Annotated in this window: 8 protein-coding genes and 1 tRNA gene; 4 read left to right on the top strand and 5 right to left on the bottom strand. The window is 35.3% G+C overall.

Translation table 11 applies throughout. The annotated features are described in order from the left end of the window. Positions 1-22: 22 nt before the first annotated feature. The 3 genes from J2746_RS06810 to J2746_RS06800 all read right to left on the bottom strand — a co-directional run bounded on the left by J2746_RS06810 (position 23) and on the right by J2746_RS06800 (position 8,645). The gene (locus J2746_RS06810; protein WP_209618164.1) at positions 23-2,122 is read right to left on the bottom strand and encodes a hypothetical protein; all 2,100 of its coding nucleotides are present in this window, start codon (positions 2,120-2,122) and stop codon (positions 23-25) included. Beyond that, complete coding sequence (locus J2746_RS06805; protein WP_209618161.1) at positions 2,119-5,310, bottom strand: hypothetical protein; 3,192 nt, start codon at positions 5,308-5,310, stop codon at positions 2,119-2,121. Before J2746_RS06805 ends, J2746_RS06810 begins: the two co-directional genes overlap by 4 nt. A gap of 275 nt (positions 5,311-5,585) precedes the next feature. Next, complete coding sequence (locus J2746_RS06800) at positions 5,586-8,645, bottom strand: ATP-dependent helicase (RefSeq protein ID WP_209618158.1); 3,060 nt, start codon at positions 8,643-8,645, stop codon at positions 5,586-5,588. A gap of 426 nt (positions 8,646-9,071) precedes the next feature. Between J2746_RS06800 and csa3 the strand changes: the two genes are divergently transcribed. The 3 genes from csa3 to J2746_RS06785 all read left to right on the top strand — a co-directional run bounded on the left by csa3 (position 9,072) and on the right by J2746_RS06785 (position 12,633). Then, positions 9,072-9,671, top strand: coding sequence for a CRISPR-associated CARF protein Csa3 (gene csa3 / locus J2746_RS06795; protein ID WP_209618156.1), 600 nt, complete (start codon positions 9,072-9,074; stop codon positions 9,669-9,671). 2,178 nt (positions 9,672-11,849) lie between these two features. After that, positions 11,850-12,026: a hypothetical protein gene (locus J2746_RS06790; RefSeq protein WP_245250024.1), complete on the top strand. Its 177-nt coding sequence runs from the start codon at positions 11,850-11,852 to the stop codon at positions 12,024-12,026. 277 nt (positions 12,027-12,303) lie between these two features. Next, entirely contained in the window at positions 12,304-12,633 is a 330-nt protein-coding gene (locus J2746_RS06785) for a hypothetical protein (RefSeq protein WP_209618153.1), read from the top strand. Between the two features lie 69 nt (positions 12,634-12,702). Here the strand turns inward: J2746_RS06785 and J2746_RS14880 are convergent, their stop codons facing one another. Then, positions 12,703-12,834, bottom strand: a complete 132-nt coding sequence (locus J2746_RS14880) for a hypothetical protein (RefSeq protein WP_280921223.1) — start codon at positions 12,832-12,834, stop codon at positions 12,703-12,705. Positions 12,835-13,969: 1,135 nt separating this feature from the next. Further along, positions 13,970-14,046: transfer RNA gene (locus J2746_RS06780), tRNA-Val, on the bottom strand. 192 nt (positions 14,047-14,238) lie between these two features. Here J2746_RS06780 and J2746_RS06775 point away from each other — a divergent pair. Next, the gene (locus J2746_RS06775; protein WP_209618150.1) at positions 14,239-15,006 is read left to right on the top strand and encodes a nuclear transport factor 2 family protein; all 768 of its coding nucleotides are present in this window, start codon (positions 14,239-14,241) and stop codon (positions 15,004-15,006) included. The last annotated feature ends 27 nt before the right edge of the window (positions 15,007-15,033 follow it).

Below are 15,033 nucleotides of genomic sequence, written 5' to 3'. Positions count from 1 at the left end.
GAGTATTGAATAGTATTCTTGCTCACTGAGCTTTCCCCATTTCCATGTATTCACGTATGTATTTGAACGGGAATGGCAAAACAGTACTTTGCCCCGTTCTTACAAAATCTACATCCATGGTCTTCAAAATATCTTTAAATACGAGGTTAGATCCTTTTTCAGCAATTATTTTTCTGAGATGAGATGAATCCTTCAGTGAAGATTGGATGCTTTCACGGCGTTGTCCCACAAAGTACTGAGCTTCAGAATCATTATCCATAAAGTAATTGATATTAATGGAAGCAGCAAATAAATTATCTATAACCTCTTTTGATTTTGAAAAATGCAACCTTACTCCATGTTCACTAAGTAAATAATCTCTGAGATTACGTCCCAATTTTGATGTAGGAGAAAGAGATTCATTGGAAAGCTTTCTGAAATCTGTTTTTGATATCTCTTGATTATTTATTTTTTCGAGCTCATTTACTAATGCATTGACATTGTCTTTTTCAGATTCATTCGTTTCTGAAAAGCATTGTTCTACAATTTGTGCCAGCTCTTTTCCTGTTCGCATCCCATTTGGAAGTTGTGTATCTACATCTTCAATAATTTGTTGTATACTATCCAAATCAGGGATTGTAATTTCATCGGTCCTAAAAATAAGATTCTTATCACCATTTTCTGAAATCACAAGACCTTCCAGCACCTTGTCTTTTCTCCATTCATCTCTTTTGTGCTGGTCTATTAACTCTATATACTCCTGATATTCTGTAAATTCCAAAATATTATTCCCATCTAATTTTTTGAATTCAAAAGTACCATCGGGAGAAATAATCATGAAGAAGACATTTTTAGTATTATCATCATACATCGCAAATGTCCAGCTGTGTTTAGCATTTAACTTACTCCACTCAAAAAGAGAAATTATTCTTTCATTAATATCATTTTTAATAAGTATTTCCTTAATAGTTGTCTTAACAATTGCATCTGATATTTCTTTTACACCTTCAACAGTTATATGTTGTCTTTGATATTCACTGGTTGAAGGTAGATGTTCATCATCTTCCCCGCTTTTATCATAATAGTTTTTATCGTGAATTATTCTGATGTTGAGTGCATCTTTTTTATCTTTCTTGCCAAATGACAATTGCTTTTCATCTGTAACATAGTTTAAAAGTGCATCTTTGAGCGATTGAGCTAGCTCACGGGATTCATCTGAATCTACTCTATCCACAATTCGGATAGACTTTCCTTCTAATTTCGAATGAAGTTGTTTTGGAGCCTTAAGAATGGTTTCTTTCAGTTCAATTGTATGTGGTGTTTCCAACTGTGATAATTCAACGTGCATATAACTTGAAAGATTCTCATTGATACTCTCAAGCACATTATGAAAGATACCTGCTCTGCTTTTATTGTAATCTGCAGTTGAACCAAAATGTAAAAATTCAGTGTTGGCTCTTTTTCCATCTATACTTAAAGGAACATATGTCTTTTTAACATCGGGATCACTGTCATCTAACCATCTACGTAAGGTTTTAGTTCCATCATTAATAACATATCGCGGTTTATTTTTTATAGCTTCAGCCTTGATCTTTTTGTTATTAATGTCAGCAAGAACAGAAATTAACTTTCTATGGCGCACGAGTTCTACCTTCATTAGGTAGTTTTTATCTATAGTTATTTTTGCTGCATCAATATAATCAGCATTTTTACCACTGAACTCGGGGATTATAAGTAATGCACCAGTAAGATTACAGAAATGTAATTGTTTAAAACGCGATTTTGATGCAGATAAGGAATTCAACAATATCTGAGCAAGCCATGCTTCACAGATACATTCAGCACCTTCAACAAAGTTTTCAAGGGGTTCAACTTCCACAACCTCATCATCATCGAAGCTGTTATCTGACCGTATTAAAGAAAGTAGTTTATATGAATCGATAGGTTTTTTAAACATTGCATATGCAAATGGTCCATGTATAAACAATACAGCAGAAGCCTGGTATTCTTTCCCGAATAGTTGATCTAATTCCCTTGCACCCTTCCACTTATTTGAATCCCTTTTGAATCGGAGGAAGACAAAATCGTTTTTTATAGCATCAATATGAAACTTTACTTTTAGGCGATTTGTTTGAATATTCATTTGTAGTACTCCTCTCCGATGAATTTTAACGCTTCACTGCTGATGGATTTATCTTTGCAAATAAATGGAATTTCTATAATTTTACCATCTGTAGAAATTATTGGCTTGAAAGGTGCTTCTGAATTTCCAAAAATATTAACAATAAACACTTTTTCAGCATTGCATTCATCCATTTTAGTGCGGATTTTCGCAATGATATCATCTGCATGAACAGCAAATGTATCATCCCAGAACTTAAAATCAAAATAGATGTTATTGGATGTCTTGAAATCAAATAGTTCAAACTCCGAATCATCAAGCTCCTGGAGCTCAATTCCTATGAACTCCTTCAAAATGAATTTGCCACATACTTCTCCCAATGCCCCTTTATAGATATTGTTGAAAATTGGTGGTGTAATTATAAGTTCACCCATTTCAAAACATGTAGCCCATCCATTATCAGAAAATAGCTGGAACAAGGGTTTTATAGACATCAGTTCAGCAATTTTTGCAGCCCTTTCACTTACTTCCTGAATACCTCTGTCCTCTGAGAAAAAGACATCTATTTCTCCATAATCTCTTTCCTGGGAATATCTATAGTGGTTTCCTGTAACTGGAAGATCAATGTAGATAAGACTCCACCTTGGATCGCAATTGTTCTTGTCAATGATTGTTGGATGTTTAAGTACCTGTTCTCTAAGATCTTGCCAGATCTTTATGCTATTCTCATCCCAAGGAGTTCTCAATTGCTGATGAATAAACGATGAAGTTCTACCACTTCGACTCGAAGCTCTGTTCTCAAAGTAAATTATTTCTTCTGGAACTATGATTTCTTGAGCTGCCGATTGTTTTAAAGCAGTATATTCACGGACAGGTATCACATCTTCGGGCAAATGGAAGTTCGCCAGATTTTTTCTTATCGATGAGTCTGCAAGGATATGTATAACAGATGACTTCATGTTAGTCCTGCATATTCGTCCAACTGCCTGAATTATCACCTTATTAAGGAAACGTGTGTATGCATTGGTTTGATAAAGGTCAGTAAAGTCTTCAGCATTTCTTTTTAATTTGTATTTACCCACATGTCTATGAAAAGCTTCATCGAGCTTGCTCTTAAATGCTCTTGGAGAGATTGAACCATTTTCAACAAGAAATTCTAATTGGAATATGTATTTGATGAAATCTTCATCTTCAATGTCATTCCCATAAATATTTACGAGAATATTTGTAGGCTTATCCAGATAGATAGCACCGATATCCATTTCTTTTCTTTCAATGAAATCATTGATCTGTACTGGTTGAAATGATTCTGGAATTGGATGCTGCATATTTTGTCCAGCACCTAATGTTTGGTAGGACGATATGATCAGACGCTTTTTCCCTTCTCCAATAGCAGATAACAGTTTATGTTTATTTATTTCAAAGTCGTCACCTTTTAGAACTTGAATTATTTCACATACAGGTTCTTTGATATCGATATCTGATGACTCTGCAATCATTTGTGCATAATTATGAATTATCTTTAAATCGAATTTGGGATCTTCAAATTCTGGAAATTTATTGAAAAAACACAAAAAAGAATTGATATCAGGATTATCCAATAAGTATTTCCAAACCGTGAGGATTCGAGTATAGCGAGATAAGATGTATTCTATGCTCTTATCATCATCCTCTGAGTTATGAACTTGGATCCTGGTTTTAAGTGCTAAAGCAGCTTCTTTATCCTTTAATAATTCTTCAAGCTTGATCAGTGGATCTTCTGCTTCAACAAAACTCGTTTTGATTGAAACGTTATCATACCCTTGAGTCCTCTCAAAAAATTGTTCTTTCAATCTATCCAATTGCTCTCCTGAAAGTCGGACAAATCTATTACCAAGACAGGAACGTAAATAATCGAGATCATAATTGCCTATATTTGTATGAAGTCCTGCAGTGGCAGATATTCCAACTACCATTGCCTGCGAACAAATATTTGCAAGGAAGGATTCAGGCGTCCTGGAAAAATTGTACATGTAAATATTAGATTGAGTGTCATGCTCGTCGCTGTCCACAATATCATAATATCTAAAACCAGAATCATAGAATCCATGGTTCTTTAGAGATGGAGTACCTGATCTCCGTCCATAAGGAATTTCTCCTTCCATAATGGTCTTTGTGAGAAATTCCACATCATCTCTATCCAACCTGAAATGATTAAGAACTGTACGCACAGACGATTCAAGTGGAAACTCCTCTTTACATGAATCTTCTTCCTGCTTAAGATGCTTATAGTTCTCGGCTAGGTTGCTAACTCTTTTTTGAAAGTAAGTCAGGAATCCAGCGATATCTGTCAACAAACTGTGAACATTGATACCATCTGTTTTATCTCCATATGCCACAGTCTTAATCCAATTTATACGGTTAGTTGAATCAGACTCAATTTCTATCCTTTTATTCTTAGTATCAAGGACATGATGGAACTGATAGTCATAAAACAGAAAGTTCCTTTTGGTAGTTGAAATAACATCATGAGACTTGCATGTGTGATGTAAATGGTATTTATAGAATATTTTTTCAGCTTTTTGCTTGAAAATGTCCGCCATCATATCAAATGAAAGCCAGTTATTCTGTTCTTTCTGTGATTTTCTGTGGTTCGATTCTTTGAGAAGATTTTCTGGAAACTCACTTTGCACAAGACGATCATGTATGTTTAAAAACAGATCAAGCATGTTGACATGATGCTTAATACCCGATTCTATTATGCGATTTAATACGGTTTCTTTAGTTGCATCAAATTCATCAATAAAGACTAAAGAGTTATCACTATATTTGTTATAGAAATAATATGACTTTTCTACAAGAGGCGAATTCTTCAGAATAAATTTATCCATGCTCATGAAGAGGATTGTTTTCTCTTCAACAAAAACAGCAGGGTATAGTTTGCCAATCCATTGATAATTGGGATTGTCTCCAATAGCATCCAGACGTTTTTTCTTAGAATCAAAATTAAGATAAAGGTCATCAACAATTGATTTTCTAAAAACAGGCTCCAGATTTGTCTCAATATCTTTTCTAAAAGTACTTGAAATCGTTTTATCTAAATCTTTATTCAAAATTTCAATATACTTAATTAACCGTGAATAAATATCTGTTTTGAACTTGTCAGGAATAAATGAATCTAAGTGTGGAAGATTTTTTATTACAGTCTTCGAGTTTGAATCAATGAACAAAACATGTTTATCATAGGCATCTTCCTTCCCGTCGGCTATGAAGCGTTCCCTCAGCTCATCATAAGGAAGGTTTTTCTTGAGATTTGTTACAAATATAATCTTTCGGTTTTGATCAGCAAATCTCTGGTAATTTTCGTAGATGAAACTCAATACATCATATGTTTTACCAAATCCTGTGGGCATGCTCAATAGGAGCAAGCCATTTGCAGTATCATCCAGACAGTATTGTTCAAGAATTTGTTTCATTATTTCGACCCTATTTTGTTGAAAATGTATTAGTCTCGGTTCAAATCACATATTCCCTTATAGTCACAGAACCGACAATTTGGATCTTCCTTCACTTCAAAATCTTCCCCTAGTATGCGAATTACATTTTCCTTAATCCTATCAACAACAGCCTCAACACCTTTCTCACTCACATCAATCAATCTCATCTCAGCAACGCCAGGATTCACATACATATGACCTGCCTGCACTGGCAACTTACCATACATTTCCCTCACAGCAGTGCAGTAAAGAGCTATCTGAACATCATCAAGCAACTTATTCCTGGAATAAGGAGTCTTATTTGTCTTGTAATCGATAACAATATAATCTCCATCAGGTGTCTTATCCAGACGGTCAATGGAACCACCGAACTTAGCACCATCAAGACTTAGGTCGAACCATTTTTCAACTTCAATTGTCTCATTGGGATTAGTACTTTCAAAATCCATCCAGAAATCAAGCATCTTTTGCATCTTGTCGTGTTCCTGATGTTCCTGTGTTTCAGAATCAAAACCAGAAGGATCCCATATAGACTCAAGTAGTTCTCTAGCTACAGAAATATCAGGGCTTTCTCCCTGCATCATCAACCTGGACATTTGCTCATAAACTGCATGAACATCCGTACCTACCTGGAAGAATGTCTTTTGAGGTGTTGGTATTTTGAGCACATAACTGTACTTGAACTTAAGTGGACAGTCTTCATACATCCTGATAGCTGATGCAGAAAAACGCATATCATCTTTAACCAGCGGTGGTAGCTTCCCATCTACCATTAATTCCAATTCGCCTGAAGGAACTGGATTTACCCGCAGCAGTTCTGAAGCATCAAAAGCCTGAAGGTTACCATTTGATTCAAGTTCCCTTATCTGAGCAAGAACAATCAAAGACTCAATAGCCTGTTTTATCTGCCCCTGACCAGTATATGTTCTTACAAGACGTTCAAGCTCGTCCTTTTTTCTTTTCAGTGTAGAATCTTCAACAACATCGCGGTTTTCCTCATAGTATGGAGCTTCAATGAAGTCTACAAGTGGATTATCCATATATCCAATATCCTCAAGGAACACACTGGGTTTTACACCGCGTTTATTGCCTGTATACCTCTCTGGAAATACAAGATAAAGTTGTTCTTTTGCCCTTGTCATTGCCACATATGCAAGCCTTCGTTCCTCTTCAAGGTGCAAGGTCTTATCATCAGCATCCCTCTGCACACCCTTTGCCAGCTCGATAGGAACAGTAAACTTCTTACGTGTGAGCTGAAGTGGAAGATGCCTTGCTGCCATATCACATACAAAAACAACCTTTGCTTCCTTACCTTTTGACTGGTGTATCGTCATAATCTTGACAGAATTGTCATCACTGGACTCTCCATCTTCAATTTCAAGATTAAAAACGAGGTCCAAATGCTCAATGACAATCTCAAACTCAGAACCACCATTGATAAGTTCAAGATCTTCGACCATGGACACTAGAGAATTAAGAATTTTGATGTTCTTTCTGGATTGAACAGTGTCCTCTTTTAGTTGTGAACGATAGATATCTGTCATATCTGTAAGCAGGTATTTTACAGTGTCAGAAGGTAGATGATTTTTCTTAAATTTAGTAAGGTCATCAAGCCTTGCAACAATAGACCTTACAAGAGGCTCCTGGGTAATACCAGCTTCTTCGAGATGATGTAACAGAACAGAATAGATACCATCACCCTGATTATCCTCTTCTTTAGTTAACTTGCGTGCAAGCGTGTTGATTTTCTGAAGATTATGCTCACTTAAGCCTTCTCTGCCAAATATCTTTGCAAAAGCAACACCATTATTAAATGGGTCTGCCACCACTCGCATATAGGCAATTGCTTCCTGAACTATAGGGAATTGATTCAACTGCAATGAGCCAACATATTCTGAAGGTATGAGATACTTATGGAATGCATCACTGAATTTTTTACCGTCAGCACGTTTCCTTGTTAATATGTAGATATCTTTAGGTTCCAATCCCTGTTCATTAACTAATTGATTGATCTCAGATGCTACCCACTCGGCTTCACTTATATCATCTGGTGCCTTTACAACCTTGACATTTAAACCATCACCATTATGTGAAACAATTTCCTTTGCTTCCCTTTCTGGATTAAAACCAATTAGTTCTCTTGAAAGATCAACTATCTGAGAACTGGAGCGATAATTAATTTCAAGAGCTATCTTATTAAGCTCAGGATAATACTCATGAAGCTGCATGATATTGGAAACATAAGCTCCACGAAATTTGTAGATTGACTGATCATCGTCGGCCACGCACGTCAAGCTGTTTCCATCTGCCAGCAAACTGACCAGGTATAGTTGAGAATAGTTTGTATCCTGGAATTCATCTACAAGAATGTAATCATAATTGCTTTTTACCTTGATTCTGACAACATTATTAGACTCTAGTAGTAGACATGTCTTTGAGATCATGTCACCATAGTCAAGGAAGCCATTGTTATGCTTATATTGCTGGTATTGCTCATAGAATCTGGCAAAATCCCTTAATTTCAGAAGAGTATCGACTTTCTCTTCATCTAGTTCAGTACCTGAAGCTAAATAAGTATCAATATAATCATGAACAGTCGAAGGCAGAATGAGATGATCCTGGAATTGAGAAACACCTTCTAGCAGGCTGTCTATAAGGTCATAAGGAGTAGGAGGAATAATTATCGTTTCAAATCCAAAGGAATCTACATGTTCTATTCCCCATACATTTGCATGTTCCTTAGAGATGATCTTTGCATTAGAGTTTGTACCTAAATCAAAAGAGAATTCTTTGATAAGATTGTTACAAAATGAGTGAAATGTGGATACATTGATGCCGCTTCCAGTACCAATTATGTTCTCAATTCTTTCCTCCATTTCTCCAGCAGCTTTTTCAGAGAATGTCAATGCAAGTATCCTTTCAGGATTCAGACCATTTTCTATTAATTGTACCACCTTTTCGGTGATTGTGAACGTCTTGCCCGAACCAGGTCCTGCCAAAATAAGTAATGGTCCTGTTGTATAGGAAACTGCATCTAATTGCTTGGAATTTAATTTTGCGTCACCCAATCTCATCTCTCCTTTTTTTAAAGTCGAATCTTCAATTTCACTTTCATCGCATCTACGAGTGTATCTAGAAAAATATCAGATTTTAATTATTAATATAGTTGCTACAATTAAGTTCTTTTGATTTTGTCATATGATTTTTGTGATCTGGTAATAAACATCGTCTTTGTTTCGTTTTTAGTAGGCAGCATTGTCCTATCGACATATGCTGCCTTTTTCCTACCTTTTTGTACCACCTGTTCTCTTACCCGACACGTCCCATTCACCAAACAATACACATGCATTGTTTATTAGTGAATGTTTACTATGTACTAACCATATTAAATATAAACTTTGTGAGGGTGATTATATATATACCTATATAGAACATCATAACTGTATAGTTACGATGAAAAACAAATATATACTATTCATTTTAATACAGCAGTAATGAACAATTCAACTTTAATAACTACACTTTACAATCTTGAACCTGTACTGGTATGTGTAACTCGCCTCTCTCCATCAAAAATTATCATTTTGACAGAAGAGGGTGCAGTTGAAAGGAAAGTTCAGGCTGAAAACACTTTAGAAGCTACTTTTGGGAAAGTAATTGAAATTAAAAAAGCAATAACATCTCTCTATGACCCTGTAATAGTTGCAAAAGATGTTGTAAATATAATAGAAAAAGAACATGCATTGGGTAGGAGTGTTCTGATAAATGTAACAGGTGGAAGAAAAACACAAGCCTTTGGTGCATTATATGGTGCCTTTGCAAGAAGTGACATGGTCAAAAAAGTAGTTTATGTTACAGAAGAAGATAATTTCATGATCGAATTCCCTATTTTGAGCTTTAATTTATCACCTACAAAGAAGATGATCCTTGAAATAATTCAAGATGGTAATGTTGCCGTAGAGAATATTGCCGTTACTGTAGGCATCTCCAAAGGAATGACATATAACCACCTGAGAGAACTTAAAACAATGGGATATGTTTCGGATGAAGGTGGATATTCACTTACAGATTCAGGAAGACTTGCTGTGATATGAACATTACATACAACATCAACAATGTACTTCTACACTGATTTATGATTTACAGAAAAAGATGTAAAGAAAATTTAGATTTAAAGTCAATGTGTTCTAAAGTCCATTTCACCCAGTAATCAAAAACGTTCCATCAGATTCCGAAAAACCAACAGTATGGTCGATTAAAATGTGATTTTTAACTATACGTAAAAACAAAAACATCTATAGAATTATATCATCTCTATCCATCAATTGAATAATATTTAATTGAACTATAGCAGGTGTATTTTTCATCTCATGTAAATAGGCTGAACTTTTTTTCACTTTCACTCCACTTAGTATACCAGCATATATGGTGAAAACATACCATGTTATATGAATGAAAAACCAATTACAACTGAAAAAGAGCTATACGATAGAATCAACAAATATCGAAAACTGCACAGAACTTCTGCATTAACATCATATGAAGTGCAACCATTCATTGAAACACAATCAAGTGATCTGCACCCTGATATTGTACTGAGGATCATCATTTTGGGTAATGCATGGGCCTGGGGAACATATGATACAGCATGTCTACATTTTGAGAATCATATGCAAGCATTCAGGCACCAGGTATACAATATCTAATGCGGATCAAAATTTAATTTCTCATTTTCCTATGTCTACATTTTTGTCTACATACATGTTTATAGACATGTATATCTACTACATATCTGAAAGAGTCTCTTTTATGTTATCAATAAAAATTAAAAATACTATACATGTATATGCGTAATATGTATCATACTTCCATGTGATAGATGTCTACAAAATTGTCTACAAAATTGTCTACAAAGTTGTCTACAAAGTTGTCTACAAAAATATCTACAAATTATCTACAAATAGTCCTTGATTGGTAATTTACACTTTAGTGAAGGGGTATATAAACTAACAACTCAGTCAATATTTTGATATTTGCACTTTAATTAAGGGGTTTATATACCCCATCTGTTTAAATCTACATTAAAAATTGGGAATGTTAACTTACAATTTCTTATATATGATGATATATTGAAGTCATCATCCAAGTTACATTGGCAATTTGCCCCTTAAAATATTTCAATGTAAAATCACACACTCAATATGATGGTTGATACTTCTCCTGCAGGCAGGTCACTGAATAGTTATGGATGTGTCAGACTGCCTATGATTCCTTTAGTTTGATGTCAAGCATCTGATCAGTTGTGTTCATGAAGGACGACACATACAATGGATTTGAAATGAGTATACTCATGTATGGTGGAGTGTTATATTGTGGTGGATTGTCTGCCCAATCTATGCCATATATTATGTTATTCCTCAAATAGTTCACAATAAATACTGTGTCTGGAACCATTGTTACGATAATTCTTATGGGAATTTTCAGGCGTAGAATTCGACGTATGTTGGTTGGCAAGTGATGTAAACATCCTCTATAGAATCCATCAAAAATTCAATCTTCTATGTAGTAGGGTTTATTCTCAATTGATGAGTATTTGTGCTGTTATTTTGGTAATTGTTGTTGCAGTTAAGATTATGTGAGGAATGGGCAATGGCTCGAATGGAGCTAAACTAACCACTGCCCATTTTGTTTTCTAACCCCTTTTATTTTCCCACATGTCATATTTCAATTTATGACAATAATAAGTATGGAATTATTATTTCTATTTTTATTAGTTCCCGTGAAAAAGAACATCATCCGCTCACATGTGAGCAATAACATCTATAGATTATTTCTACTCTCATGTGGGCGTTTTTAGTTTTCTTTTTGTCTGTAGAGCCTAGGAATTACTAAGCTGTGGAATTACTAAGCATTATTTACATTGGAAAAACTAAGCATTTGAAAAACTATGTGTTATTCAAATTGGGAATACTCACATGGACACCCTGATTCACATAGAACACATAGGAAACATGGACCCCCATTCATTTTGATGTCTGATTTAAATGAACATAAATCGACAAACTATCGTAATATGACGTCTACATGGATGTCTACATGGATGTTTTTGATAGTTGATTTAAAGAGTTGCAGTTAAACGGTTACATTTACTGTTCTAATATCAAAAAGCAAGATTGATCACATCAGAAGATTGAGTGCACTATTAGTCTATCTAATCCTACAATTATCGGCGATTTGATTCAATTTTGATGCTTTTTTGGTACATCCCAACTATGTTATTCAAAACCTTTCATCAGAATGGCACTATTGTAGTTGAAAACATTGCTGCCAATATGGAGATCTCCAAAGGGATGACATATAACCATTTGAGAGAGCTTAAGACCATGGGATATATTTCAGATGATGGTGGCTATTCACTGACAGATTCAGGAAGATTGGCTGTGATATGAACATTACATGCAACATCAACTCTATACTCCATACTGATTTACAATTAACAGAATCGACTTAAATGCAATTTATTGACTATCCGTAAAAACAAAAACATCTATAGAGTTATACTCACCCCTATCCATTAATTTAGACAAAATTACATGAATCATGGGAGACGTTGGCCTCAGACACTATTATTGAATGAGATATACTGAGATTATATAGTGATAACTTACCGTAGCGGTATACCTTTATCCTACTACATCTTTTTAGAAATGAAATTGAGGACTGATTATGGGCATTGCACCTTTTATAGACCGTTCACAAGTGATACATCTTCATCCAAGACATACTATAGAGGAATTACTGGATGCAGTTTCTGTGTTAAAGCTGAACTATGTTGTAATTGATATCATGGATTTAAATGAGGAGATCATTATGAATCATGGTTGTATTATCATAACTAATTCACAGAAGAAATCTGATAAAGATGATGCTCGATTTTTCAAACAATGTGAATTATTGAGGAAAAATCTGAAATATGCCAGGTATGGTAAAAAGAAATATATTATGCTAGATAATTTTGGATACCATGTTATGATCTTCGTAGATTTGTGTATGTAATATCCCATAGAAGATAGATTCATATACCTCTGCCTTGACACATTTGTCGATGAAAATTTTCTGCAGTACTTAAAGGGAATCCTTGTCCCTGGAAATACTTTTGGATTGCAGGCATGAAAGCTTTGTTTGCATTCTTGCACCCCCGACTCCATTCAATATCGTAATAGCCAACATCTCCGTTGATATATAGCTATCTTTCATCGAAATTTTCCATTATTCTCTGGACTTCTGAATGCCTTTGCATACCAGTTACACCCACTGGTGATTGTCATAGATAATTCAGCTATATCAAAACAGTCTGATATGGTTACATCTGAGAGGTATTTGTCATATATCTCAGATAATTCTGTGTGATTTTCTTGGCCATGCGTGCGAATAGCCAAGATTCTAAATCTTTTCTTATATATTGAAATTCATGAGTACGAAATTTTGCCTCTATTTGATAGTGGCAGGATTATATTCGAACCTAGTGCTCTGATAATAAACAATGATTCAATCTGCCAATGTTTCTGGAAGTGGGGAGCATCTATAGGAAAAAATTCGCCTCGTGTCGCATGCTTGATACATAATTCCTCAGGCATGTGGATTTTATCTTAATTTTTAATTCAAATGAGAAGACAATTTCACCATATGATAATCTCCTATGTATCATAACCCTTCAGACGCAAGGATTGTCTCTACTTTGCGTCTGGAATTTTTGCTAATCTGCCCTATCCTTGAGGGACAGATGATTCTACATAATCAGAATACTTAGAAATATAATGTCCATTTAAAAATTGCTCTGGAGATATAACATAATCAGACTTGGAATTCTCTGAACCTCGTGTCGCAATATAAACAACATAACTGCAGGCATATGAAGTGTGTTTTAATACCTTCAAAGATAGCGACAAAAAAGTTATATAAAATTGTATAACTTAATTTACTATAAAGAGCTGGTTACTATGAAATACATAGGAAAATCAAAAATCACAAGGCTTCGACCAAAGAAAAATATCGAATACCCTTTACTCCGACTGCCGCAGTCACATGCAGACCTTGTGGGTGAAACTGCACATATTTTCAAAATCGAGAACAATGGCAAGCCTTTATTTGTAATCTCCCTGGATGAAGATATTACCCCCGCCCTAGAAGTTATACAACCCAAATCAGACATTGAATCAAGACTGAAATCTGTGGAAAAACAGTTGTCCCTCTTACAAAAACCGACATCAACCGAACCCGAAATTCCAACTACACAAGGTGATGTTAGCCATTCCTCAAACAACATGGATGACACTAAAAAACAGCAAAAATCAGAAGAAAAATCGCTACCTGCAGAAGCAGAAGATGTATTTGGTGGGCCCGATGAGATTCGAACTCATGACCCCCGCCGTGTAAAGGCGATGTCATAACCGGCTAGACCACGGGCCCATTGTTTGCGAATAAGTTATTCGTTGGCGCTTTCGCCTTCGAGCAACCCATAAATGTAACTAGTTGTATATAACCTTTTTTGATGGATGAGGTTTTTGAAGTAATGAGGAGTAACATGACCAATTACTCTGATTCATTTACAGTAAATTGTTTATATACTTGCCACGACAAAATAGTTAATGGAGTGGAATAATGAACATAATTGAAACATTATCAGATTTTTATGATCTGGTCATGGCTGGTAACACCGGGCAACTTACATCACTATATTCAGGGGAACCTTTAATTGATACTCCACTTGACGGCAGGATCAATAGCCATGATGCTTTCATAAGATTTGTACAGAAAAGAGGACCCTGGCTAAGGGAACATAAAGCAACAACAGAAACTCTGGATATTACAGAAGACTCCAAACGCATATGTGTGGAGATCATATTGTACTTTGAACACGATAAAGATATGATCGACATACCTGTTGCAATAGTAGCAGATCTGGAAAACGATAAAGTATCAGATATAAGAATTTATCATAGTACCTGGCCACTTACCGGAACACACAGAATAAGATCACCAATTCTTAAACCGTCATCTAACCTTGAAGAGCCACAATTCATCAAGAAGTATATGAAATCCCTCAAAGAAGGTGATGCAGACAAGATCGTGAAACTCTTTGACAAACAGGGTTATGTCCGTGAGCCCAGCGGTTCAGATTATATGCATGCAGGAGAGAAAGGTATCCGGGAATTCTATGATTCGATACTTCACAATGGTGGAATCTCACTTAGACACTGCACATCAACCTTCAATGGAAAACAAATAGTAATCGAATACATCGCAGAATCCTGGGGCAGATCTGACCTGATACCTCAGGCAGGCGTGGCAGTCTATGAAGTATCAGACAACGGTAAAATAATAGCTGCCCGGATATATGATGATGTTAACCCGCCGGAAGAACTTTGAAATACGTTTATACAAGATACGGATACC

Origin of the sequence: Methanolobus bombayensis (genome assembly GCF_017873415.1) — an archaeon.
Lineage (GTDB): Archaea > Halobacteriota > Methanosarcinia > Methanosarcinales > Methanosarcinaceae > Methanolobus > Methanolobus bombayensis.
The sequence above is the reverse complement of the archived record's forward strand: the minus strand, read 5'-3'. Positions and strand labels throughout refer to the sequence as shown.

Bases quoted from the DNA above. Each gene is read 5' to 3' on its own strand.
- J2746_RS14880 (WP_280921223.1), bottom strand. From the start codon at position 12,834: ATGAAAGATAGCTATATATCAACGGAGATGTTGGCTATTACGATATTG.
- J2746_RS06785 (WP_209618153.1), top strand. From the start codon at position 12,304: ATGGGCATTGCACCTTTTATAGACCGTTCACAAGTGATACATCTTCAT.
- J2746_RS06775 (WP_209618150.1), top strand. From the start codon at position 14,239: ATGAACATAATTGAAACATTATCAGATTTTTATGATCTGGTCATGGCT.
- J2746_RS06790 (WP_245250024.1), top strand. From the start codon at position 11,850: ATGTTATTCAAAACCTTTCATCAGAATGGCACTATTGTAGTTGAAAAC.
- csa3 (WP_209618156.1), top strand. From the start codon at position 9,072: ATGAACAATTCAACTTTAATAACTACACTTTACAATCTTGAACCTGTA.
- J2746_RS06810 (WP_209618164.1), bottom strand. From the start codon at position 2,122: ATGAATATTCAAACAAATCGCCTAAAAGTAAAGTTTCATATTGATGCT.